Source organism: Rhodopseudomonas palustris (assembly GCF_003591005.1).
In the GTDB taxonomy this organism is placed as follows: domain Bacteria; phylum Pseudomonadota; class Alphaproteobacteria; order Rhizobiales; family Xanthobacteraceae; genus Rhodopseudomonas; species Rhodopseudomonas palustris_K.
In genome coordinates, this window is the sequence record NZ_QYYD01000031.1 from 35,433 (window position 1) to 59,251 (window position 23,819).

Here is a 23,819-nt window from a genome sequence, read left to right on the forward strand (position 1 = left end):
TGGGGCGGACCGGTCACAGCAGCAGAACCGTTCGACCGCATTTCCCACCCCCGTCGTTCCGGGGCGCGTAGCGCAGCTACGCGAACCCGGAACCCCGAAGCGTTCTGCCGCCCTGAGATTCCGGGCTCACGCAGCTTCGCTGCGTGCCCCGGAATGACTCGCGGAGAGTTTGTAAACCCGTGGATAGTTTGTACCTCGCAGCCTCGCCCCACCCCCAGCCGTCATCCCCGCGTAGGCGGGGATCTAGTATCCAGAGCGCCCGCCTTGCGCACGACATAGCAGCGACGCTCTGGCATCCCAGGTCGCCCGATCAAGTCGGACGAAGACGCATGAGCGGAGGGCGAGCGCAGCCTCACCCCATTCTCCGATCCATACTGTCAAACAGCCACGGCTAATCGCTCTCGCGGCTCGATGAGCCCGAGCTGTGCGCCCGTCGCTAATCACAGCGAGGGGCGGGGGCGCGCCGTGCGGCGCGAAGGGTGGATCTTGTCGCGAGGGCTTGCGATCCCTCGCGCAACGCCTCACGGCGCGCCCACCGCGGCGATCTTTGGGCCGAAGGACCGTTCTTCCGGGACACAGCGAGCTTGCGGGCTTTCCCCGGCCTCTACTGTACCCGTCCAGCCTCTGAAGCGGCGGCCGCTCGTAGTAGCGGCGGACGGCGACCCTCGGCCTCCCGGGCCACGTGGCTGCGAACCACGCAACGCAGGACGCCGCCCCTCCCCCCGCCTCAAGACGCCTCCGGAGGCGCCCCTCGATGGGAGAGGGTCGATAGGTTTTATATCCTATTTGTTCGAATGTCAAGCTCGATAAGCATGCCCTTTTAGGGACTGGCATGGACCTGCCTCACGGACCACACTTCGCTAGGTGGGCTCAACCCATCCTACGGCGTTGAGGCGGGCCGCCTCTTGGGCCCCACCCACCGTCGTTCCGGGGCGCGTAGCGCAGCTACGCGAACCTGGAACCTTGAAGCGTTCTGCCCGGCTGAGATTCTGGGTTCACGCAGCTTCGCTGCGTGCCCCGGAATGACTCGTGGATAGTTCGTGCTCGATTGCGGCGCTTTATCACCGGCCGTCCCGGCGCGTGTGGGGAAGGTGGCTTCGTAGGATGGGTTGAGCGGCGCGAAACCCATCGCGGCGCGACGGGGCTTTGATGGGTTTCGCTGCGCTCAACCCATCCTACGGCGTCGGGGCGGGCCGGTTACAGCAGCAGAGCCGTTCTACCGCGTTTCCCCACCCACCGTCGTTCCGGGGTGCGTAGCGCAGCTACGCGGACCCGGAACCTCGAAGCATTCTGCCCGGCTGAGATTCCGGGTTCACGCAGCTTCGCTGCGTGCCCCGGAATGACTCGCGGAGAGTTTGTAGTTCGTAGGATGGGTTGAGCAGCGCGAAACCCATCGCTTCGCGGCACGCGTTGATGGGTTTCGCTGCGCTCAACCCATCCTACGGCGTTGGGGCCGAACCGCTTACTTCGCCCCACCCACCGTCGTGCTCATCTGAGATTCCGGGTTCACGCAGCTTCGCTGCGTGCCCCGGAATGACTCGCGGAGAGTTTGTAGTTCGTAGGATGGGTTGAGCACGCTTTGATGGGTTTCGCTGCGCTCAACCCATCCTACGGCGCTGCGTTGCGCCGCCTACCTCGGCAGCGTCGTGCTTCCCATCAGAAACCGGTCGATCGCCTGCGCGGCGAGGCGCCCTTCCCGGATCGCCCAGACCACCAGTGACTGGCCACGGCGCATGTCGCCGGCGGTGAAGACTTTGTCGATCGAGGTGGCGAAGCGGTCGAGGTCGGCTTTGACGTTGCCGCGGCCGTCGAGTTCGACGCCGAGCTGGGAGAGGAGGCCGTCCTTGACCGGGGAGACGAAGCCCATCGCCAGCAGCACGAGGTCGGCTTCGATCACGAATTCGGTGCCGGGGATCGGCTGGAATTTGCTGTCGACGCGGACGCAGTTGAGCTTCTTGACCTGCCCGTTCTCGCCTTCGAACGACACCGTGTTGACGGCGAAGTCGCGCGCGGCGCCTTCGGCCTGGCTCGACGAGGTGCGCATCTTCATCGGCCAGTTCGGCCAGGTCAGGCCCTTGTCTTCCTTCTCGGGCGGCGCCGGCATGATCTCGATCTGGGTCACAGAGGTCGCGCCCTGACGGATCGAGGTGCCGATGCAGTCCGAGCCGGTGTCGCCGCCGCCGATCACCACCACGCGCTTGCCGGTGGCGAGGATCTCGGGCCTGTCGCCGAGCGGCTCGCCGGAGACGCGGCGGTTCTGCTGGGTGAGGAAGTCCATCGCGAAGTGCACGCCGGCAAGCTCGCGGCCCGGGATCGCCAAATCGCGCGGATATTCGGCGCCGCCGGTGAGCGCGACGGCGTCGTACTGCTTCAGGAGCTCGGCCGGATCGACCGCGCCCGGGGCGGTGCCGCCGACCGGGCTGTTGTAGTGGAAGGTGACGCCTTCGCCCTCCATCTGCGCGACGCGGCGGTCGATCAGATGCTTTTCCATCTTGAAGTCGGGGATGCCGTAGCGCAGCAGGCCGCCGGCCTTGGCGAGCTTCTCATAGACGTGGACGTCGTGGCCGGCGCGCGCCAGCTGCTGCGCGGCCGCGAGGCCGGCCGGGCCGGCGCCGATGATGGCGACGCTCTGGCCAGTCTTGAGCGAGGCGATCTCCGGCTTGACCCAGCCGTTGTCGAAGGCGCGGTCGACGATGGCGCATTCGATGGTTTTGATCGTGACCGGATTGTCGTCGATGTTCAGCGTGCAGGACGCCTCGCACGGCGCCGGGCAGATGCGGCCGGTGAACTCCGGGAAGTTGTTGGTCGAGTGCAGGTTGCGCGCCGCTTCCTGCCAGTTGTCGTTGTAGACGAGGTCGTTCCAGTCCGGGATCTGGTTGTTGACCGGACAGCCGGGCGTGCCCGGATGCGCCGAGCCGGTGCCGTGGCAATACGGAATGCCGCAATTCATGCAGCGCGCCGCCTGGTCGCGCAGGTCCTTGTCGCTGAGCGGGACGACGAACTCGTTGTAGTTCTTCACGCGCTCCGCCACCGGCGCATATGCCCGGTCGTGACGCTCGATTTCCAGAAATCCCGTGACCTTGCCCATCGAAACTGACGCCCCGAATTCTTGTCTTTGACTGTGTGTCGTGTGCCGCATTCCGCCGTCATTGCGAGGAGCGAAGCGACGAAGCAATCCAGCCCGGTGTGCGGAGCCTCTGGATTGCTTCGCTTCGCTCGCAATGACGAGGAAGCGCTGGTGAACTACGCCCCGATGGCGATTTTCGGCTCCTCGGCGGCGCGGCTTTTCAGCTCGCGCAAGGCACGGCGGTACTCGACCGGCATCACCTTGCGGAACTTCGGCAGCCACTCCGTCCAGTTCGCCAGGATCTCGGCGGCGCGCTTCGATCCGGCGTATTTGGCGTGGCGCGAGATCAGGACGTGCAGGCGCTCGATGTCGCTGCCGAGCAGGTCGGCGAACACGTCGACCCGGCCGTGCGCTTCGAGATCGCCAGACTGATGATAGGTGCCTTCGTTGATCATCTCTTCCGACAGCACCGGCTGCAGTTCGACCATCGCCATGTTGCACAGCTTGTCGAAGCTGCCGTCCTCGTCCAGCACATAGGCGACGCCGCCCGACATGCCGGCCGCGAAGTTGCGCCCGGTCTTGCCGAGCACGACGACGATGCCGCCGGTCATGTATTCGCAGCAATGATCGCCGGCGCCTTCGACCACCGCCACGGCACCGGAGTTGCGCACCGCGAAGCGCTCGCCGGCGACGCCGCGGAAGTAGCACTCACCCTCGATCGCGCCGTACATCACGGTGTTGCCGACGATGATCGACTGCTCTGGCACGATGCCGGAATTCGCCGGCGGCCGGACGATGATCTTGCCGCCGCTGAGGCCCTTGCCGACATAGTCGTTGCCTTCGCCTTCGAGATCGAAGGTGACGCCGCGCGCCAGCCAGGCGCCGAACGCCTGACCCGCGGTGCCTTTGAGGTGCACCTGGATGGTGTCGTGCGGCAGGCCGGCGTGGCCGTAGTGCTTGGCCACCACGCCCGACAGCATCGCGCCGGCGGAGCGGTTGGTGTTGTTGATCTCGGCCTCGAACTTCACCGGGGCGCCGCGGTCGATCGCCGGCTGCGCCTTGGCGATCAGCTCTCGGTCCAGCACCTTCTCGAGGTGATGGTCCTGCGTCTCCGAGTGATAGATGGTCTGACCCTTCTCGGCCTTCTGCTTGTAGAACAGCTTGGAGAAGTCGAGACCCTTGGCCTTCCGGTGCGCCACCAGCGCCTGCTGGTCGAGCATCTGCGACTGGCCGACCATCTCGTTGAAGCTGCGATAGCCGAGCGCGGCCATCAGCTCGCGCACTTCCTCGGCGACGAAGAAGAAGTAGTTGATGACGTGCTCGGGCTGGCCGGTGAAGCGCTTGCGCAGCACCGGGTCCTGCGTGGCGACGCCGACCGGGCAGGTGTTGAGATGGCACTTCCGCATCATGATGCAGCCGGCCGCGATCAGCGGCGCGGTGGCGAAGCCGAACTCGTCGGCGCCGAGCAGCGCGCCGATCACGACGTCGCGGCCGGTGCAGAAGCCGCCGTCGACCTGGACGACGATGCGCGAGCGCAGCCGCTCACGCACCAGCGTCTGATGCGTCTCGGCGAGGCCGATTTCCCACGGGCTGCCCGCGTGCTTGATCGAGGTCAGCGGCGAAGCGCCGGTGCCGCCCTCGAAGCCCGCGATGGTGACGTGGTCGGCGCGCGCCTTGGCGACGCCCGCCGCGACCGTGCCGACGCCGATTTCCGACACCAGCTTGACCGACACCGCGCTCGACGGATTGACGTTCTTCAGATCGTAGATCAGCTGCGCCAGATCCTCGATCGAGTAGATGTCGTGATGCGGCGGTGGCGAGATCAGGCCGACGCCGGGCGTCGAGTGGCGCACCGCGGCGATGGTCGCGTCGACCTTGTGGCCGGGCAGCTGACCGCCTTCGCCGGGCTTGGCACCCTGCGCCATCTTGATCTGCATCATGTCGGAGTTGGCGAGATACTCCGTGGTGACGCCGAACCGGCCCGAGGCGACCTGCTTGATCGCCGAGCGCATCGAGTCGCCATTGGCCATCGGCTTGAAGCGATCGGCTTCCTCGCCGCCTTCGCCGGTGTTCGACTTGCCGCCGATCCGGTTCATGGCGATCGCCAGCGTGGTGTGGGCTTCACGCGAGATCGAGCCGAAGCTCATCGCGCCGGTCGAGAACCGCTTGACGATGTCGGCCGCGGATTCGACTTCCTCGATCGGCACCGGCTTGCGGCCTTCGGCCTCGGCGGTCTTGATCTTGAACAGGCCGCGCAGCGTCAGCAGCCGCTCCTGCTGCTCGTTGAGGATGCGGGCGAACGCGCGGTAGCGCTCCTGCGAATTGCCGCGCACGGCGTGCTGCAGCGTCGCCACCGACTCGGCGGTCCAGGCATGGTCCTCGCCGCGCGACCGGAAGGCGTATTCGCCGCCGACGTCGAGCGCGCTCTTGTAGACCAGCGCCTCGCCGAACGCGTCGTGATGACGGCGCACGGTCTCTTCGGCGATCTGCGCGAGGCCGACGCCCTCGATCTGCGAATGCGTGCCGGCGAAATACTTGGCGATGAAGTCGTTGCGCAGGCCGACGGCGTCGAAGATCTGCGCGCCGCAATACGACTGGTAGGTCGAGATGCCCATCTTGGACATCACCTTCAGGAGGCCCTTGCCGATCGACTTGATGTAGCGCTTGACGATCTCGTAGTCGTCGAGCTTGGCCGGCAGCTTGTCCTTGAGCGAGATGATGGTCTCGAACGCCAGATACGGGTTGATGGCTTCGGCGCCGTAACCCGCCAAACAGGCGAAGTGATGCACTTCGCGCGGCTCGCCGGATTCGACGACGAGGCCCACCGAGGTGCGCAGGCCGACCCGGATCAGATGATGATGCACCGACGCGCAGGCGAGCAGCGACGGGATCGGAATGCGGTCGCTGCCGGTCGCGCGGTCGCTCAGGATGATGATGTTGACGCCGTCACGCACCGCGGATTCGGCGCGGGCGTTGAGCTCATCCAGCACCTGCTCCATGCCGGCCGCGCCGAGCCCGGCGTGGAAAGTCGTGTCGAGCGTGCGCGACTTGAAATGCGAGTCGCCGACCTCGGAGATCGAACGGATCTTCTCCAGGTCGCCGTCGGTCAGGATCGGCTGACGCACTTCGAGCCGCTTGGTGCCGGCGGCGCCGAGCGTATCGAACAGGTTCGGCCGTGGCCCGATGATCGACACCAGGCTCATCACCAGCTCCTCGCGGATCGGATCGATCGGCGGGTTGGTGACCTGGGCGAAGTTCTGCTTGAAGTAGGTGAACAGCGGCTTCGGCTTGTCCGACAGCGCCGACAGCGGGGTGTCGTTGCCCATCGAGCCCGAGGCCTCCTCGCCGGTCGACGCCATCGGCGTCATCAGGATCGAGATATCCTCCTGCGTGTAGCCGAACGCCTGCTGCCGATCGAGCAGCGGCAGGTTGGAGCGCTGGCCCTTGACCGGCGCGTCCGGCAGTTCTTCGAGCACGATCTGGGTATGGCGCAGCCAGTCCGCATAAGGCTGGCTGGCGGACAGTTGTGCCTTGATCTCATCGTCCGGAATGAGGCGGCCCTGCTCGAGATCGACCAGCAGCATCTTGCCCGGCTGCAACCGCCACTTGGTGACGATCTGGTCCTCCGGGATCTTCAGCACGCCCATTTCGGACGCCATCACGATGCGGTCGTCCTTGGTGACCAGATAGCGCGCCGGACGCAGGCCGTTGCGGTCCAGCGTCGCGCCGATCTGGCGGCCGTCGGTGAAGGCCAGCGCGGCGGGGCCGTCCCACGGCTCCATCAGCGCGGCGTGATATTCGTAGAAGGCGCGGCGCTGCTCGTCCATCAGCGGGTTGCCGGCCCACGCTTCCGGAATCATCATCATCACCGCGTGCGGCAGCGAGTAGCCGCCGCGCACCAAAAATTCGAGCGCGTTGTCGAAGCAGGCGGTGTCGGACTGGCCTTCATAGGAAATAGGCCACAGCCGGCTGATGTCCTTGCCGTACAGCTTGGAGTGCACCGAGGCCTGGCGCGCCGCCATCCAATTGACGTTGCCGCGCAGCGTGTTGATCTCGCCGTTGTGCGCGACCATGCGGTACGGATGCGCCAGCGACCAGGTCGGGAAGGTGTTGGTCGAGAACCGCTGATGCACCAGCGCCAGCGCGGACTCGAAATCCTCCTCGGCGAGATCCGGGTAGTACTTGCCGAGCTGATCGGCCAGGAACATGCCCTTGTAGATCACGGTGCGGCACGACAGCGACACCGGATAGTAACCGGCAAGGCCGCGCTCGCGGCGCTGATAGATCGCGTTCGAGATCGACTTGCGCAGCACATAGAGCTGGCGCTCGAACTCGTCCTCCGACTTGGTCAGCGGACCGCGGCCGACGAACACCTGCATGTTGGCGGGCTCGGTCGGCTTGACGGTCTCGCCGAGCGACGAGTTGTCGGTCGGCACTTCGCGCCAGCCGAGCAGCGTCAGGCCCTCGGCCTTGATCTGGTCGGCGACGATGCTCTTGATCACCTTCCGCCATGACGAGTCGCGCGGCATGAACAGCGCGCCGACGGCGTATTCACCCGGCGCCGGCAGCGAGAAGCCGAGTTCGGCCGCCTTGCGGCTGAAGAAGGCGTGCGGGATCTGCACCAGAATACCAGCGCCGTCACCGGCGCGCGGATCGGCGCCGACGGCGCCGCGGTGTTCGAGATTGCACAGGATGCGGATCGCGTCGGACACGATCTGATGCGACTTGACGCCCTTGATATTGGCGATGAAGCCGACGCCGCAGGCGTCCTTTTCGCGCGACAGGTCGTACAGACCCTCGGCTTCCGGGCGCCAAGTGTGCTCGCGAGCGTGCTCGCGCGCAGGCGTTTTCAAGGCCGGGTCCGCCGTCAGCGCAGTGGCAGCCATGTTCTCGCGCTCAACCTCAGACCCGCTCATTTTCGTCCTCATTCATCCTGGCAAGGATTCGTCCAGCAGCGGCACACTTCGGGCGTCCGCGGCACCCTCCGGGCCACCGCTCGCCGCCGCGAGCCACGATTTTTAGTATTCAGACCCCGGTGTCCATATCGCCCATAGGACAAGGCAGGAGTCTCGCGCGACGTCAAACGCCGCTGTTCACGCTGCAAGGCCCGTGTGGGGCTACCACCATAATTGAGACAGTGATGCTGTCCTAGCAAGACCTTGTCAAATTTTTGTCTAGCACACAAGCGCGCGCGAGTCCTGCTTTGGAAGCTGTCGAAGCGCAATTCCCGCCCCGGATTTACGCCGAAACCGCCCCGATCCGGCCCAAGCCAAGCCCAATTCAGCCCTGAGGCTCCCGGCGTCCGGAAGCGGGCACGGGGAATGGGCCAGAACGGCAGGAGCAGGACATGCGTATGACGGGGTGGATGATTTCTGGATGGGCGATGGCCGGCGCGCTGGCCGCCGCAGTGACGGCGGCCGGGGCGCAGCCGCTGCCGCGCATCGCCGGGGCGCCGGGCGTGACCCATGTGTCCGACATCGACGAGCCCTATGCGGCGCTGCCGCAGCCGCGGCTGCGCCGTGTGCTGCCGGACGAGGACTATGCGCCGGAGGTACTGTCGCCGCGCGAGATCGCCGATCTGGCGCGCGACGCCGGCTTCGAGCCGCTCGGCGTGCCGTATCAGCGCGGGCTGGTCTACACGCTGTCGGCGCTCAACCCGGACGGCGACGACGGCCGGCTGGTGGTCGACGCCCGCAGCGGCCGGATCCTGCGGTTCATGCCGGCCTGGCAGATGGGCGACACAATGGAGACCGTGACGGTCGCGAGCTACGGCCGGATCCAGGGGCTGCCGCGCTTCATCGAGCGCAACCCGCCGCGGCCACCGCGCGCGGTCGGCCGCCTCGCCAGCCGCACCCCGACGACGCCGCTGCCGCGCCCGTCGCCGCAGCAATCCACCAAGGGCCCCTCGCCCGCCGCCGCCAGCACCGCCGCCACCGCGGTGGCGCCCGCGAAGGACACCGCGAAGCCGGCGACCGATGCGGCCAAGGTCGAGCCGGGGACGGCCAAACCCGATGCCGCGCCGAAGCAGGAAGCCGCGGTGACCCAAAAGCCCGCCGCCGCGCCGGCGCCCGCCCAGGCCGAAGCCAAGCCGGCCCCGGCCGGACCGACCGTGCAGCCGACCGAACCGATGCCGCCGGTGCAGGGGCTGGAGTAGCAGTCAAGCGGGCCTGGCAGTCGAACCACCATCATGGCCGGGCTCGTCCCGGCCACGATGGACCCGCCGAACAAGCGACGTGGCTTCGGAGCCGTTGGTCCGTGAGCGGTGTGGCTCGGCTCACTCCGGCCTTGGCATGTCGAACATCGCGTCCGGGCGGATCTCGAAGTAATCGCCGCGGCGGCCGGCGCGGACGATGGGGCGCGCGAGCGCGGTCTGATAGACGCCGTCCTGGATCAGCCGCTTGTCGATATGCACCGCGACGACCTCGCCGATCGTCAGCCAGGCCTGCGCCTTGGTGCCGTCGGCGCCCTTCAGCTGAATGATCTCGGACAATTTGCATTCGAACGACACCGGGCTCTCGCCGACGCGCGGTGGCTTGACCTTGGTGCTCGGCAGCTTGGTGAGCTTGCCGAGGTCGAATTCGTCGACCTCCTGCGGCACGGTCGCCGAGGTGGCGTTCATCGCCTGCGCCAGCTCCATCGTCACCAGATTCCAGACGAACTCGCCGGTTTCCTGGATGTTGGCGACGGTGTCCTTCCAGGTCGTCGACGAGAACCCGATCAGCGGCGGCTTATAGTTGAAGGCGTTGAAAAAGCTGTACGGCGCCAGATTGACGTGGCCGGCGGCGCTGCAGGACGAGATCCAGCCGATCGGCCGCGGCGCGATGATGGCGTTGAACGGGTCGTGCTTGAGGCCGTGGCCGTTGGCCGGCTCGTAGGAATGCAGATCGGTCACGCGGAGGTCCTGGGTTAGGAGGCGGCCGCCGCGGGCGAGGCGCCGAGGCTGCGCAGGATGAAGTCGATCATCTGGTCGAGCGTCGGACCATCCTTGTTGATGGTCTGGGCGATCATCTGAGGGTGGAAGAATCGCATCATCGCCGTGCAGGTGCAACCCGCTGCGACCTGAACATCCGGAACCTCGAACTCGCCGCTGGCCGCCCCCTGGCTCACGACCTGAGTGATGGCGCCGACGATCTGCTGCATGTGCAGCACGCAGACGTCCCAGTTCTCCTCCATCGCGACGGCGACCATCTCGTGCAGCTTCTCATTGCCGACATAGCGCTCGCGATTCATCCGGTGCACGGTCGACAGCAGCTTGCGCAGCCGTTCATTGGCCGGTCCGGCCTCGGCCGCAATGCCGGCCGCGGCCTGCTCGACCTCGCCCATCAGCTGCCGTGCCACGCCGGAATGGATCGCCTTCTTGGAGTCGAAGAAGCGATACACGTTCGCCGGGCTCATCTGCAGCACCTTGGCGATATCGGCCACCGTGGTCTTCTGGTAGCCGATCTGGCGAAACAGCCGCTCCGCCACCACAAGGATGCGGTGACGCATGTCGGCTTCGGTATTCTCGGAAATCACGCTCATGAGGGCCGCAATGTCGAATTATTCGGCGGCGTCGGCAAGCGGAAAGGCGCGCGGCGCAGAGTTGTCCTGCTGCGGCGCCGCAAGCTTTCCGCCGCGTTCGTCGAGGCTTTTCCGGAACCACAGCGCATACAGCCCCGGCAGATAGAACAGGGTCAGGAAGGTCGCGACGAACAGCCCGCCCATGATGGTGATGGCCATCGGCCCCCAGAACGCGGAGCGCGACAGCGGGATCATCGCCAGGATCGCAGCCAGCGCGGTCAGCACCACCGGCCGGGCGCGGCGCACCGTCGCCTCGACGATCGCGTCGCGCCGGGTCGAGCCCTGCGCCACGTCGGTCTCGATCTGATCGACCAGGATCACGGCGTTGCGCATGATCATGCCGGCCAGCGCGATCAGACCGAGCAGCGCCACGAAGCCGAACGGCGCGCCGGCGACATTGAGGCCGAGCGAAGCGCCGACGATGCCGAGCGGCGCGGTGAGAAACACCAGCAGCAGCCGCGGGAAGCTCTGCAGCTGGATCATCAGCAGCGTCAGCATCACGATGACCATCACCGGAAACAGGATGAAGATCGAGGCGTTGCCTTTGGCGGATTCCTCGATCGCGCCGCCGGTTTCGATCCGGTAGGCCGGCTGCAGGCTGTCGCGGATCTCTTTGAGCTGCGGCCAGATCGCATTGGTCACGTCCGGCGCCTGCACGCCGTCGACGACGTCGGCCCGCACCGTGATCGCCATGTCGCGATTGCGCCGCCACAGGATCGGCTCTTCGTGCGCGTACTCGACCTTGGCGACTTGCGCCAGCGGCACCGCGACGCCGCCTCGCGTCGTGATGGTGAGTTCGCCGATACGGCCGAGGTCGAGCCGTTCGGCCGGCACCGCGCGCGCCACCACGGCGATCTTCTCGACGCCGTCGCGCACCGTGGTCACCGGCGCCCCGGAGATCAGCATCGCCAGCGCCTGCGAGACGTCCTGCGGCGTCAGCCCGAGCGCGCGGGCGCGGTCCTGATCGACCACCAGCTTGAGATACGGCGACTGCTCGTTCCAATCGAGATGCGGATCGACCACATTCGGATTACGCTTGACCACGTCGCGGACCTGATAGGCGATCTCGCGCACCTTGGTGGTATCAGGCCCGATCACGCGGAACTGCACCGGGAAGCCGACCGGCGGTCCGAAGTTGAAGCGGTCGACGCGGACGCGAGCTTCCGACAGCCGCCCGTCATGCGCCGCCGCTTCGATCCGCGCCTTGATGCGCTCGCGCGCTTCGACGTCCTTGGCGACGATCACGATCTCGGCGAAGGATTCGGTCGGCAGTTGCGGGTTGAGGCCCATCCAGAATCGCGGCGAGCCCTTGCCGACATAGGCCGTGTAGGTGGCGATGTCGGCGTCGTCCTTGAGCAGCGTCTCGGCTTCCTTGACGCTCTTCATGGTGACGCCAAACGCGGTGCCTTCCGGCAGGCGTAGTTGCAGAAACAGTTCGGGCCGTTCTGACAACGGAAAGAACTGCTGCTGCACATGGCCGAAGCCGACGATCGAGGCGGCAAAGATGCCGACCGTGGCCAGCACCACCGTGCCGCGCCAGCGCACGCACCACGCCACGCCGGCGCGCAGCGCCCGATAGATCCGGGTGTGATACACGGCCTCGGGATCGTGGCCCTTCTTGCCGGCGAAGTCGGGGAGCAGCTTGACGCCGATATAGGGCGTGAAGATCACCGCCACGAACCACGAGGCGATCAGCGCGATCGCCACGATCCAGAAGATGCCGCCGGCATATTCCCCAACCGAGGAGTTGGCGAGGCCGATCGGCAAAAAGCCCACGGCAGTGACCAGCGTGCCGGTCAGCATCGGGAACGCCGTCGATTCCCAGGCGAACGACGCCGCCCTGGCGCGGTCCCAGCCCTGCTCCATCTTCACCACCATCATCTCCACCGCGATGATGGCGTCGTCGACCAAGAGGCCGAGCGCGATGATCAGCGCGCCCAATGTGATGCGGTGCAGGTCGAGCGACATCGCGTTCATGACGATGAAGACGATCGCCAGCACCAGCGGCACCGACAGCGCCACCACGATGCCGGTGCGCCAGCCGAGCGCCAGGAACGACACGAACAGCACGATCACCAGCGCCTCGACGAAGGAGCGCATGAATTCGCCGACCGCGTGCTTCACCACCAGCGGCTGATCGGCGATCTGCTCGACCTCGATGCCCTGCGGCACGTCGCCCATGAACTCCGCGGTCGCGGCTTTGACCTGCTCGCCGAGGTCGAGAATGTTGGCGCCCTTGGCGGTGACCACGCCGATGCCGATCGCCGCCTTGCCCTTCTGCCGCACCATGTAGTCGGTCGGGTCGACATAGCCGTGCGACACCGTGGCGATGTCACCGAGCCGGAACACCCGGCCGTTACTTTCCACCGGCGTCTCCGCCACCGCCTTGACGCCGTCGATCGCGCCGGTGACGCGCAGCGGCACCCGCTGCGACGAGGTCTCCACCGTGCCGGCCGGCGTCACCGCGTTCTGCTTGGCGAGCGAGTCAAACAGCGCCTGCGGCGTCAGGCCGAGCGTCGCCAGCTTGGCGTGCGAGAACTCGACATAGATCTTCTCGTCCTGGGTGCCGTAGATATTCACCTTGGTGACGTTGGCGACCTTTAACAGACGCTGGCGCAGGCCTTCGGCGGCCTTCTTGAGCTGCGCGTAGTTCGCGCCGTCGCCGGTCATCATATAGAGGATCGAGTCGACGTCGCCGTATTCGTCGTTGATGGTCGGGCCGATCAGATTGTTCGGCAGCTGCGGCGCGACGTCCCAAAGCTTCTTGCGCAGCAGATAGAACAGATGCGGCACTTCGGCGGGCGGCGTCGAATCGCGGAAGGTGACCTGCATGGCGGCGAACGACGCCTTCGAATAGGTCTGCACCTTTTCGAAATAAGGCAGCTCCTGCAGCTTCTTCTCGATCGGATCGGCGACCTGCGCCTGCATTTCCGCCGCGGTCGCGCCGGGCCAGATCACCGACACCACCGCGACCTTGACGGTGAAGGACGGATCCTCGGCGCGGCCGAGCCGCAGATACGCGTAGATGCCGGAGATACTCAGCGCGCAGATCAGAAACAGGATCAGCGCCGGATGCGAGACGGACCAGGCCGACAGGTTGAACCAGCGCATCGCCGCCTCCGCTCAGAATGCGAGCGACGACACGACCCGGACCTTTTCGGCCGGATCGAGCTTCTGCACCCCAAGCACCACGACCTTGGCGCCGTCGGCAACGCCGTCGCTGATCAGGACATGCTCGGTCTCGTAGGCTTTGACGGTGACCGGCTTCAGCGTCACCTGTCCGGTGTTCTCCACCACATAGACCGACGGGGTGCCACCCTGGTTGAACAGCGCCGCCAGCGGCAGCCGGGCAACCCGGTCGGTGGCGGCATCGGCCAGCGTCAGGGTCGCCGTCATCCCGAGCGCCACGCCGTCGTCGGCGTCGGGCAGCGAGAACTTCGCCAGATAGGTGCGGGTCGCGGGGTCGGCCATTGGGGCGATCTCCCGCAACTTCGCGACATGATTCTTGCCCGGCTCCGACCACAGGCTGACGCGCGCCTCGCCCTGTTTGGCGCGGCTGACCAGCGTTTCCGGAATCGCCACGACGGCTTCCTTCTCGCCGAACCGCGCGACGCGAAACGCCGCCTGACCGGCCGCCACCACCTGACCGGCATCGATCAGCGCCGAGGTCACCACGCCGCGCGTATCGGCATTCAGCGTCGCGTAGGACAGCGCGTTGCGGGTCAGTTCCACCGAGCGTTCGGCCCGCGCAAACCGCGCCCGGGCCTCGTCAGCAGCCGCCCGAGCCTGATCCATTTGCGCTTCGGTCGACCAGCCCTTGCCGCGCAATTCCTTGGCGCGGTTCTCAGAGGCGAACGCCTGCGCCAGCACGCCTTTGGCGGCGCTATGTTCGGCCTCGGCCTGCTCGGCCTGCAACTTCAGATCGGTTTGATCGAGCAGCGCCAGCGGCTGCCCGACATCGATGGTCTGGCCGACTTCCACCAACCGTTTGGCCACCTTGCCGGCGATGCGAAAGCCGAGGTCGGTCTCGACCCGCGGCCGGATCGTCCCGACGAAGCTGCGCTCCGGCGCCGCCGACGCATAGCGCAGCGTCTCCACCAATACCGGCCGCTGCGGCTGCTGCTTCTGAACCTGCTTGTCGTCACACCCTGCCAGACTGAGCGCCACCGCCGCCAGCGCCAAGCCAATCAACAGCCGAAAGACCCCGTCGAACATCGGATGTGTCAGCATCACAAGACCCTCGCTGCTCTACGAGAGGATCTTGCGATGAGATATGACGAATGTCAATAATCGTCAGAAATCATGGAGCAACTTCGTTCCGCGCTATGCTGTCGCACCATCGTAGGCCCTCTGCAGCACCTCGCCGTCGAGTTTCACCATCTGCATCATCGCCCGCATGGCCCGTTCAGCGCCGGCCCGATCAGGCCCGGCGAACAGTTTCGGCAGGATGGACGGGACGATCTGCCAGGACAGGCCGTAGCGATCGCGCAGCCAGCCACACTGGTCTGGCTCGCCGCCCTCGAGCAACGCGTCCCAGAGCCGGTCGACTTCGGCCTGGGTCTCGCAGTCGATCATAAACGACACCGCATGGGTGAAATCCGGCCGCGATCCGCCATTCAAGGCCAGATAGCTCTGGCCCGCGAGAGTGAACTGCACCAGCAGGATCGAGCCCGCCGGGCCGGACGGCGTGTCCACCACGCTGCGTTGAACAGCATCGATCCGGGAGTCGGGTAGCAGCGAGACGTAGAACCGCGCCGCCTCTTCGGCTTCGCTGGCGAACCACAGGCAGGGGGTGATCTTCGACATGGCACAGCTCCGCTGAGGGTAACGAGCCGAGGACGAAGCAGCGGGGCCGATTCCGACACCGCACCCGGCCTGCCGGATCAGCTCGCCAGCTTGAAGCTGCCTTCGCAGTGCCGGCGCACATCGACCAGCGCCCGCGCCAGATGTACGGCTTGCACCTTGAGCGCTTCGGCCGAGACGATCGACGAGCCGATCTCGATCGCTCGCGCGATCTCGGCGATCGTGGCGAAGCCGAGCGTCGCGGCGCCGCCTTTCATCGAATGCGCCTCGATTGCCAGCAGGTCGCGATCGATCGGATCGCCGAATTGTCGGAACAGTGCGATCCGCCGCTCCGTCTCGCTGAGGAACAGCGACACCATCTCGGTGACCTGCTCACGGCCGATCTCCTCGGTCAGCTCGGTCAGCACGTTGAGGTCGACCGGCGCAGACGGCGCGGACGGCGGCCCCGCCGCGGCCGGGCCATTGCCGCCACGCAGCGCGCGGAGCACCGCCGCCACCAGAGCCGGCTTGCGCAGCGGCTTGGCGAGAAAGTCGGTCATGCCGGCGTCGCGGCAAGCCTTGACGTCGTCGGGAAACGCATTGGCGGTCAGCGCAATGATCGGCAACCGGGCGAGCGTCCCGCCGCGGCTGCGGATGGCGCGGGTCGCCGACAGACCGTCCATGGTCGGCATCCGCACGTCCATCAGCACGACATCGAACTCTTCGGCGTCCAGCGCCCGCAACGCCTCGGCTCCGTCGGCGACGACCCGCGTATCGGCGGCGAATTCGTGCAGCATCTTCAACACCACCATCTGGTTGGTGGCGTCGTCTTCGGCGATCAGCACCCGCAGCGGATGGCCGAGCATTGCGATCCGTGTGCGCAGATCGTCACTTCCGACGCGATCGAGCCGGTAGTCGGAGATCAGCGCATCGCTCCACGGCAGGTCGAGATTGAAACGGAAGGTCGAACCCTCGCCGGGCCGCGAGGTCACGTCGATGTTGCCGCCCATCTGCTCGACGATCCGGCGGCTGATCGCGAGCCCGAGACCGGTGCCGCCGAAGCGGCGATTGATCGACAGATCGGCTTGCGCAAAATCGGTGAACAGCGACCCGACCCGCTCCGGCGCGATGCCGATGCCGGTGTCGGTGACCTGCCACTCCACCGTCGCATAGGCATCGTCACGCCGCACGCAGGTCAGCACGATGCTGACGCCGCCGTGCTCGGTGAACTTCACGGCGTTGAAGGCGAGGTTGAGCAGCACCTGGCGAATGCGCTGTACGTCGCCGGTGAGCGCCGGCGGCAGACGCGGATCGATGTCGATCTTCAGCGTCAGCCCCTTGGCCCGGGCATTCGGCTCCACGATCGCGCGCACCGCTTCGACCAGCATGACCGGCGAAAAGTTGACCTGTTCGAATTCGATGCGTCCGGCCTCGAGTTTCGACAGATCGAGAATGTCGTTGAGGATACGCAGCAGATTGTCGCCGGAGTCGCGGATTGTCGTGACCGCATGCTGTTGTTCCGCATCGAGCTTGGTTTCCAGCAGCGAGTTGGCAAGCCCGAGCACACCGTTCATCGGGGTGCGGATCTCGTGGCTCATCATCGCCAGGAAGCTGGACTTGGCGCGATTTTCCGCCTCGGCCTGTTCGGCGCGCCAGCGCTCGGTGACGTCGCGGCCGACGCCGCGATAGCCGGTGAACTCGCCGTCGTGATCGAACATCGGCCGCGCGGTCAGCGACCAGAGCCGCGGCGCGCCCCCGATCGTCACCTGCACCAGCACCTCGTGCATCGGTTCGCGCAGCGCCATGGTGGCGGCGACGGCGGGTGCACAGCGACCGTCGTCGGTACACAGCATCCCGAGCACGTCGGACAGCTGCGTGCCGCGGAGGAGGTTAGCGGGCAGGTGCGCGACCTCAGCGAAGCGATCCGGCACGTGGACGAGGCGGCCGAGCGAGTCGGTCTGCCACAGCCAGTCGCTGGCGTCGGCCTGGAAGTCCTTCAGCAGCAGCGAAATGATCTCGGTATTGCGCTTCAGCTCGAACTGCGAACGCAGATTGTCGAAGAACATCTCACCATGCCACATCAGATTGCGCGACATGAAGATCGCGTACAGCAACAGAAAAACGGCCGTGATCATGTAGCTCGCGCCGCTGCACAGCATCAGCGTGATCGCCGAACACAGCACCATCGCCCACGTATAGGCCAGCCCGGCACGCGGCACGGTGGACAGCGTGAACGCGCCGCCGGACATCATGCCGGTGACGAGACAGCCGAGGATCACCTGATCGGTCGGCTCGGCGCTCGGAAACAGCGCGATCGGCATCGCGCCCCAGATCAGCCCGAGGATCAGCGACTGCACGCTCATTCGGCGCGTTGCATTCGCCGACGCTTCGCGTGGCGGATCGTGCCGTTTGAGCAGCCACGCCCGCAGCGCCATGGCGGCGATGAAGGCCAGCGCGCCAAACCACGTCAGCAGGAACAGCTTACTACCACTGCTCCAAAACACCGCCACGACCAGCGCCGCATTGATGACGTTGATGGACATCGTCACCGGCACCAGCCGTATGACGCTGGCAATCTGCGCAGCGCGAATACCACGCATTTCGCGTTCGTCGACATCCACAATCGGGATCAACGTGCCGGCGCCGCGCCCGCCCAGCCAGAAATCGAGCCGCGCGCTCCAGTCTCGCCTGGGCACCTGCGCCGTCGTCATGACTTGCCGTAAACCCGACATATCGAAACGCTCTCTGGACCGGCCGCGTCGGCTTCGAATAGTACCGGCACCTTATCCTATAGCCCAGGCACCCGCAGCAGCACCAACGCGGGATAGCATGTCTCGTGAGACCGGGCTCGCATCACCAATCCTCAACATGCGACCGCGAGACTTCCGCGGCGTTAATCCGAAACGGGAAAGTCGGACGATGGCGGCGGCAGTTAATAATTGCCGAAAGATCGAAGCTGATCCCTGTCAGGTCAGATCCTCAGTGGCGGTACCCGCAAACCTTACTACCCGGCGTGCCAAGCCGCAGTTGCGCCGCATTCGGGACCGGATGTCGCGGTTGCAGATTTGTTCCGATATTTCAATACGATCACAAACAATCGGGGGCGGAACAAGACGATGGGCGGACGGTTATCACGGCGAAGCTCACCAAGTCCGGTGATGCTCATCAGGTAAGGAGAATTCCCAATGGGTAGCACGATGGACAAGATCAAGGGCGCGGCCAACGAAGCCATGGGTAAGGCCAAGCAGGGTATCGGCGAAGCCACCGGCTCCGAGAAGCTGCAGGGCGAAGGCGTGTTGCAGGAAACCAAGGGCAAGGGCCAGCAGGCTCTCGGCGACGCCAAGGACGCGGTGAAGGACACCGCAGACAAGGCTGCGGGCGCCGTCAATCGCAACCTCTGATTTCATCGCGTGCGACGGGGCATCGGCTCCGCTCACCGTGGAGAGACCGGCTTCGGCCGGTCTTTTTGCGTTCAGGCCTTGCGCAGACGGGACAAGGCGGCGGGATTGACCACGTTGCTGGGCTCGCCGGCTGCATAGGCGACGATCTGATCGAAAATATCGCTGAACTGCAGCTCGTATTCGTCCCGGGTGACGTAGCCGATGTGCGGTGTGGCGACGACATTCGGCAGCGTCAGCAGCGGGTCGTCCGGATCCCGCAGCGGTTCGGTGTCGAACACATCAACGGCCGCCATCCCGGGACGGCCTGCCCGCAGCGCATCGACCAGCGCACCATTCTCGATCAACCCGGCGCGGCTGGTATTGACCAGCAGAGCCCTCGGCTTCATGCGTGCCAGATCGTCACGCGTCACGATCCCGCGGGTCGCGTCGACCAACCGCAGATGCAGTGACAGCACGTCACTTTCCGCAAACAGCTCTTCTCGGCTGCCCGCGATCTGATAGCCGTCGGCCCGCGCCTGCGCCAGGTTCGGCTCCCGCGCCCACACCAACACCGACATGCCGAAGGCACGGCCATAGCCGGCGACGACGCTTCCGAGGCGGCCGTAGCCATAGATGCCGAGGGTCTTGTCGCGGAGGGTATGGCCGACGCCGATCTGCCAGGTGCCGGCTTGCAGCGCCGCCATCTGCTGCGGGATCTGGCGCATCGCCGCCAGCACCAATCCCCACGTCAACTCGGCCGCCGCATAGGACGGCGTATCGGCGTGCATGTTGGACGACACGATGATGCCGAGCCGCGTGCAGGCGTCGATGTCGATATGCGGATAGACGCTGCGCTGGCTGATCAGCTTCAGCTTCGGCAGCTTTTCGAGCAACGGCGCGCGGATCTGCGTGCGCTCGCGGATCAGCACCAAAGCCTCGACATCCTTGAGCCGCTCGGCGAGTGCGTCCGTCTCCTGCAGATGGTCGTTGTAGATGGTGACGTCGTGCCCGCTCAGCTTGGCAAAACACGGCAGCGTCCGCAGTGTGTCGAAGTAATCGTCGAGGATGGCGACTTTCACGCGGCGTAGTCCTTGTTTCTCCCCTCCCCCTTGCGGGGAGGGGGACCATGGCGGCTTCGTTTCAACGATGCCTCAGTACCCCAGCGCGCAGCCGTCCTTGCGGGGGTCGGAGCCGCCGGTCAGTGTGCCCTTGTCCCAGTCGATCCAGATGCCCTGCCCGCCGCCGTGCGGAGTGCCGACCGGGGCCACCTTGTGGCCGAGCGCCTTGAGGCCCTCGACCGTCGCGGCGGGAACGCCGTCTTCGAGCTGATACACGCCCTCGTAGTGCAGGCCGCGCGGCAGATCGATCGCCTCCTGGATGTCGAGGCCGTAATCGAGAACGTTGGTCAGCACATGGACCTGCCCGACCGGCTGATACTGTCCGCCCATCACGCCGAACGACATCCGCGCGCGGCCGCCTTCGGTGGCGAGCGCCGGGATGATGGTGTGCAGCGGGCGCTTCTTGGGCGCGATGCAGTTGGGATGACCGGGCTGCACCCGGAAGCCGGCGCCGCGGTTCTGCAGCAGGATGCCGGTCTTCTCAGAGATGATCGCCGAACCGAACGAATGCGCCACCGAGTTGATGAACGAGCAGACATTGCGCTCCTCGTCGACCACGGTGATGTACACGGTCGACGGATTCATCGGCGGCGCGACATGCGGCAGGTCGAGCAGCCTGTCGAGCGCGATCTTGCTGTGATGCTCCTCGGCGAACTCCTTGGCGAGAATGCGCACCACGTCGACGTCGACATGCGCCGGATCGCCGATGTGCTGCTCGCGCATCATGTAGGCGATACGCGCCGCCTCGGCCTCGAGGTGGAAGCGCTCGACGCTGAGCGGGCCGAATTTGGTGAGATCGAACCGGCTGAGGATGTTCAGCATCACCAGCATGGTGATGCCCGGGCCGTTCGGCGGGCACTGCCAGACGTCGAAACCCTTGTAGACGGTGCCGAGCGGCGCGGTGGTCTCGGTGCTGTGCTCGGCGAAATCCTCGAGCGTGTGCAGGCCGCCGAGCTTGCGCAGCGTCTCGACCATGTCTTCGGCCACCGCGCCCTTGTAGAACGCGTCGGGGCCGTTGTCGGCGATCAGCTTCAGCGTCGCCGCCAGTTCGGGCTGCTTGATGACGTCGCCGGTGACGGCGGCCTGGCCGTGCGGCAGCAGATAGCGCTCGGTGTTGGTGCCCTTTTTCAGCTTCTGGAAGCCGTTCTTCCAATCAAACGCGACGCGCGGCGCCACCACATAGCCTTCGGCGGCCGCCTTGATGGCGGGCTGCAGCAGCTTGTCGAACCCGAAGCGACCGTGATCGCGCAGGATGGTCGCCCAGGCGTCGATCGCGCCGGGAACCGTCACCGAATGCGGGCTCGTCAGCGGAATGGCATCGATGCCGTGCTCCAGGAACCACTCGGCCTTGGCGGCTGCCGGCGCGCGCCCCGACCCGTTGTAAGCCACGATCTTGCCGGTGCCCTTGGGCTGATACAGCGCAAAGCAATCGCCGCCGATGCCGGTGGACTGCGGCTCGATCACCGCCAGCAGCGCGGAGGCGGCGATCGCCGCGTCGGCGGCGGTGCCGCCGGCCTGCAGCACGTCGACCGCGGCGAGCGCCGCCTGCGGATGCGAGGTCGCCACCATGGCATTGCGGGCGTGGACCGTGGACCGGCCGGCGAAGTGGAAATTCCTCATGCGAACAGGCTCTTTGGTTCACCGCGCCGCGCTTCGGCGCCGGCCTAATTGACATATTCCGGCCGGCCTGAGCAATCCTCGGCGCGCTTGGGAAGCGCTCGGGATGATGCTGCATCACCGCGGGTTTCGCCGCGAAGCTGCGTTTGCTAGATCATCGCCGCGCCGAGGGGGCGCCTGTGCCGACGATCGGCACATCCTGCAACCACGGAGCGGCGCGATGACCGATCAACAATCTCTCGCCGCCCGCATCGAGGCGCTGGAAGTCCGCCTGACCTATCAGGACGAGACCATCGAGACGCTCAACCAGACCGTGACGGCACAGTGGAAGCAGATCGACGCTCTGACGCGGCAGGTGGCGGCACTGACCGAACGGCTCGAACAGGCCGAGACCAACGTCGCTCCGAGCAATGAGCGGCCACCGCATTATTGAGGCGTCTCTTCCGACGAAGCCTCTCGGTTGTCATTCCGGGGCGCTCACGCAGTGAGCGAACCCGGAATCCCGAAGTGTTCTGCGACTCCTGCGTTTCCACAATCTCGGGATTCCGGGTTCACGCGCGAAGGGCGCGTGCCCCGGAATGACGGGCTTACGACGCCGCCTGTAGCGCTAGCCGCTGATCGCGTAGTTCGCGCTTCAGCACCTTGCCGATGGCGCTGCGCGGCAGCTGGTCGACGATGGCGACGTCGGCGAGCCGCTGGGTCTTGCCGACCTTGGCATTGGTGAACGCCTTCAGCTCGGCCGGATCGAGCGTGCGGCCGGGGCGCGCAACCGCGAATGCCACCGGCGTCTCGCCCCACTCCTCCGACGGCATGCCGACCACCGCAATTTCCAGCACGTCGGGATGCTGGCTGGCGATCGCCTCGATGTCGCTCGGATAGATGTTGAAGCCGCCGGAGATGATCATGTCCTTCTTGCGGTCCATCAGCGTCAGGAAGCCCTCGGCGTCGAAGCGGCCGACATCGCCGGTGCGCACCCAGCGATTGCCGTCCTTGTCGGTCCACAACGTTTCGGCGGTCTTCTGCGGCTGATTGAGATAGCCCTTCATCATCACGGCGGAACGGCCGACGATTTCGCCGATGGCGCCCGGCGGCACGAAATTGCCGTCCTCGTCGATCAGCCGGATCTCATGGTCCGGCATCGGTTGCCCCACGGTGCCCAGCTTGTCGGGATGTTCGTGCGCCAGCAGCGCGCAGGAGCCGCCGCCTTCGGTCATGCCGTAGTACTCGGTGAGGCCGCCCGGCCAGCGCGTCAGAATGTCCCGCTTCAGCTCGGCCGCGAACGGCGCCGAGGTGCAGAACTTCATCACGAAGGACGACAGGTCGTAGTTGCCGAATTCCGGCAGCGCCATGATGCGGCGATACTGCACCGGCACCAGCATCGCGTGGGTGACGCGGTGCTGCTGCGCCAGCTCGAGGAAGCCCTTGGCGTCGAACTTCTTCATCAGCACCAGCGTGCCGCCGCCGGCCAGCGTCGGGTTGAAGCACACCAGCGTCGTGTTGGAATACAGCGGCGTCGACAGCAGCGTCACCGCGTCCGGCCCATAGCCGAGCGGATCGAGCTGGCCGTATTGCCGCCAGCGCAGCTCGTGGGTGTGGACGATGCCCTTCGGCGTCCCGGTGGTGCCGGACGAGTAGATGATGTTGAACACCCATTCCGGATCGACCGTGACCGGCGCCGGCTTGGCGCCTTCCGGCGCCAGCCATTTGCTGAACGCCGCGCCGCTGCCGCCATCGTCCAGCGCGACGCGCTTGACGCTCGCGTCGATCGCGGCGTCCTTCATGGCCGCGGCGACGAAATCGTCGGTGAACAGGATCTTGGCGGCGGAGTCCTTCACCATCGCGGCGAAGTCGTGCGGCGTCGACGATGGCGCCAGCGGCGCCACCGCGACGCCGACGCGCAGCGCGCCGAGGAAGGTTGCGGCATATTCGATCGAGGACAGCGCGCAGATCGAAATCGCGCCGGTCGGCTTGACGCCGTCGCGCTGCAGCGCGGCCGCAACGCGGTCGATCAGCGCATCGAATTCCGCGTAGCGCAATTGCCGCTCGCCATCGATCACCGCGAGCCGGTCGGGCGCCGACCGCGCCGTCGTCCGCACCAGCGCATCGAGGGTGATGAAGTCGGGCATTTCGGTCTCCCAGGTTTCTTATTGACGCGACGGCTTTCGAGCCTTCGAAACTCGATTATCGCATCCTCACCGTCATTGCGAGCGAAGCGAAGCAATACAGCGCCGGGGGCGGGGGGGGGTTTGGTTGCGGAGGGGGGGAATAAGCGGTGGCCGGCCCCCCCGCCGGGCA

General features: G+C 66.1%; 14 protein-coding genes. 3 read left to right on the forward strand and 11 right to left on the reverse strand.

The annotated features are described in order from the left end of the window. Window positions 1-1,630: 1,630 nt before the first annotated feature. Both D4Q52_RS22930 and gltB read right to left on the reverse strand, forming a co-directional pair. Window positions 1,631-3,088, reverse strand: a complete 1,458-nt coding sequence (locus D4Q52_RS22930; protein WP_119858892.1) for a glutamate synthase subunit beta — start codon at window positions 3,086-3,088, stop codon at window positions 1,631-1,633. A gap of 155 nt (window positions 3,089-3,243) precedes the next feature. After that, on the reverse strand, window positions 3,244-7,983 hold the full coding sequence (gene gltB, locus D4Q52_RS22935; RefSeq protein WP_119858893.1) for a glutamate synthase large subunit: 4,740 nt from the start codon (window positions 7,981-7,983) through the stop codon (window positions 3,244-3,246). Between the two features lie 431 nt (window positions 7,984-8,414). Here gltB and D4Q52_RS22940 point away from each other — a divergent pair, with 431 nt between their 5' ends. Beyond that, window positions 8,415-9,221 carry a hypothetical protein gene (locus D4Q52_RS22940; protein ID WP_119858894.1) on the forward strand — a complete coding sequence of 269 codons (807 nt, stop codon included), beginning with the start codon at window positions 8,415-8,417 and terminating at the stop codon, window positions 9,219-9,221. A gap of 120 nt (window positions 9,222-9,341) precedes the next feature. Here the strand turns inward: D4Q52_RS22940 and D4Q52_RS22945 are convergent, their stop codons facing one another. The 6 genes from D4Q52_RS22945 to D4Q52_RS22970 all read right to left on the reverse strand — a co-directional run bounded on the left by D4Q52_RS22945 (window position 9,342) and on the right by D4Q52_RS22970 (window position 18,141). Continuing rightward, window positions 9,342-9,959, reverse strand: a complete 618-nt coding sequence (locus D4Q52_RS22945) for a flavin reductase family protein (RefSeq protein ID WP_119858895.1) — start codon at window positions 9,957-9,959, stop codon at window positions 9,342-9,344. A gap of 14 nt (window positions 9,960-9,973) precedes the next feature. Further along, complete coding sequence (locus D4Q52_RS22950) at window positions 9,974-10,588, reverse strand: TetR family transcriptional regulator (RefSeq protein WP_119858896.1); 615 nt, start codon at window positions 10,586-10,588, stop codon at window positions 9,974-9,976. An 18-nt stretch (window positions 10,589-10,606) separates the two neighbouring features. Beyond that, window positions 10,607-13,738 carry an efflux RND transporter permease subunit gene (locus D4Q52_RS22955; RefSeq protein ID WP_119858897.1) on the reverse strand — a complete coding sequence of 1,044 codons (3,132 nt, stop codon included), beginning with the start codon at window positions 13,736-13,738 and terminating at the stop codon, window positions 10,607-10,609. Window positions 13,739-13,750: 12 nt separating this feature from the next. Further along, entirely contained in the window at window positions 13,751-14,857 is a 1,107-nt protein-coding gene (locus tag D4Q52_RS22960; protein ID WP_119858898.1) for an efflux RND transporter periplasmic adaptor subunit, read from the reverse strand. 93 nt (window positions 14,858-14,950) lie between these two features. Next, window positions 14,951-15,433: a VOC family protein gene (locus D4Q52_RS22965; protein WP_119858899.1), complete on the reverse strand. Its 483-nt coding sequence runs from the start codon at window positions 15,431-15,433 to the stop codon at window positions 14,951-14,953. 77 nt (window positions 15,434-15,510) lie between these two features. Then, entirely contained in the window at window positions 15,511-18,141 is a 2,631-nt protein-coding gene (locus D4Q52_RS22970) for an ATP-binding protein (RefSeq protein WP_119858900.1), read from the reverse strand. 453 nt (window positions 18,142-18,594) lie between these two features. On the opposite strand from D4Q52_RS22970, the gene D4Q52_RS22975 reads away from it, so the two are divergent. Continuing rightward, window positions 18,595-18,810, forward strand: a complete 216-nt coding sequence (locus tag D4Q52_RS22975) for a CsbD family protein (RefSeq protein ID WP_119858901.1) — start codon at window positions 18,595-18,597, stop codon at window positions 18,808-18,810. 71 nt (window positions 18,811-18,881) lie between these two features. Here the strand turns inward: D4Q52_RS22975 and D4Q52_RS22980 are convergent, their stop codons facing one another. Next, window positions 18,882-19,868 carry a D-2-hydroxyacid dehydrogenase family protein gene (locus D4Q52_RS22980; RefSeq protein WP_119858902.1) on the reverse strand — a complete coding sequence of 329 codons (987 nt, stop codon included), beginning with the start codon at window positions 19,866-19,868 and terminating at the stop codon, window positions 18,882-18,884. Window positions 19,869-19,940: 72 nt separating this feature from the next. Then, a complete protein-coding gene (gene ggt / locus D4Q52_RS22985; RefSeq protein WP_119858903.1) occupies window positions 19,941-21,527 on the reverse strand; it encodes a gamma-glutamyltransferase in 1,587 nt (528 codons plus the stop codon). A gap of 217 nt (window positions 21,528-21,744) precedes the next feature. Here ggt and D4Q52_RS22990 point away from each other — a divergent pair, with 217 nt between their 5' ends. Further along, the gene (locus D4Q52_RS22990; RefSeq protein WP_119858904.1) at window positions 21,745-21,957 is read left to right on the forward strand and encodes a SlyX family protein; all 213 of its coding nucleotides are present in this window, start codon (window positions 21,745-21,747) and stop codon (window positions 21,955-21,957) included. 154 nt (window positions 21,958-22,111) lie between these two features. Here the strand turns inward: D4Q52_RS22990 and D4Q52_RS22995 are convergent, their stop codons facing one another. Next, on the reverse strand, window positions 22,112-23,650 hold the full coding sequence (locus D4Q52_RS22995; protein ID WP_119858905.1) for a class I adenylate-forming enzyme family protein: 1,539 nt from the start codon (window positions 23,648-23,650) through the stop codon (window positions 22,112-22,114). Window positions 23,651-23,819 lie beyond the last annotated feature (169 nt).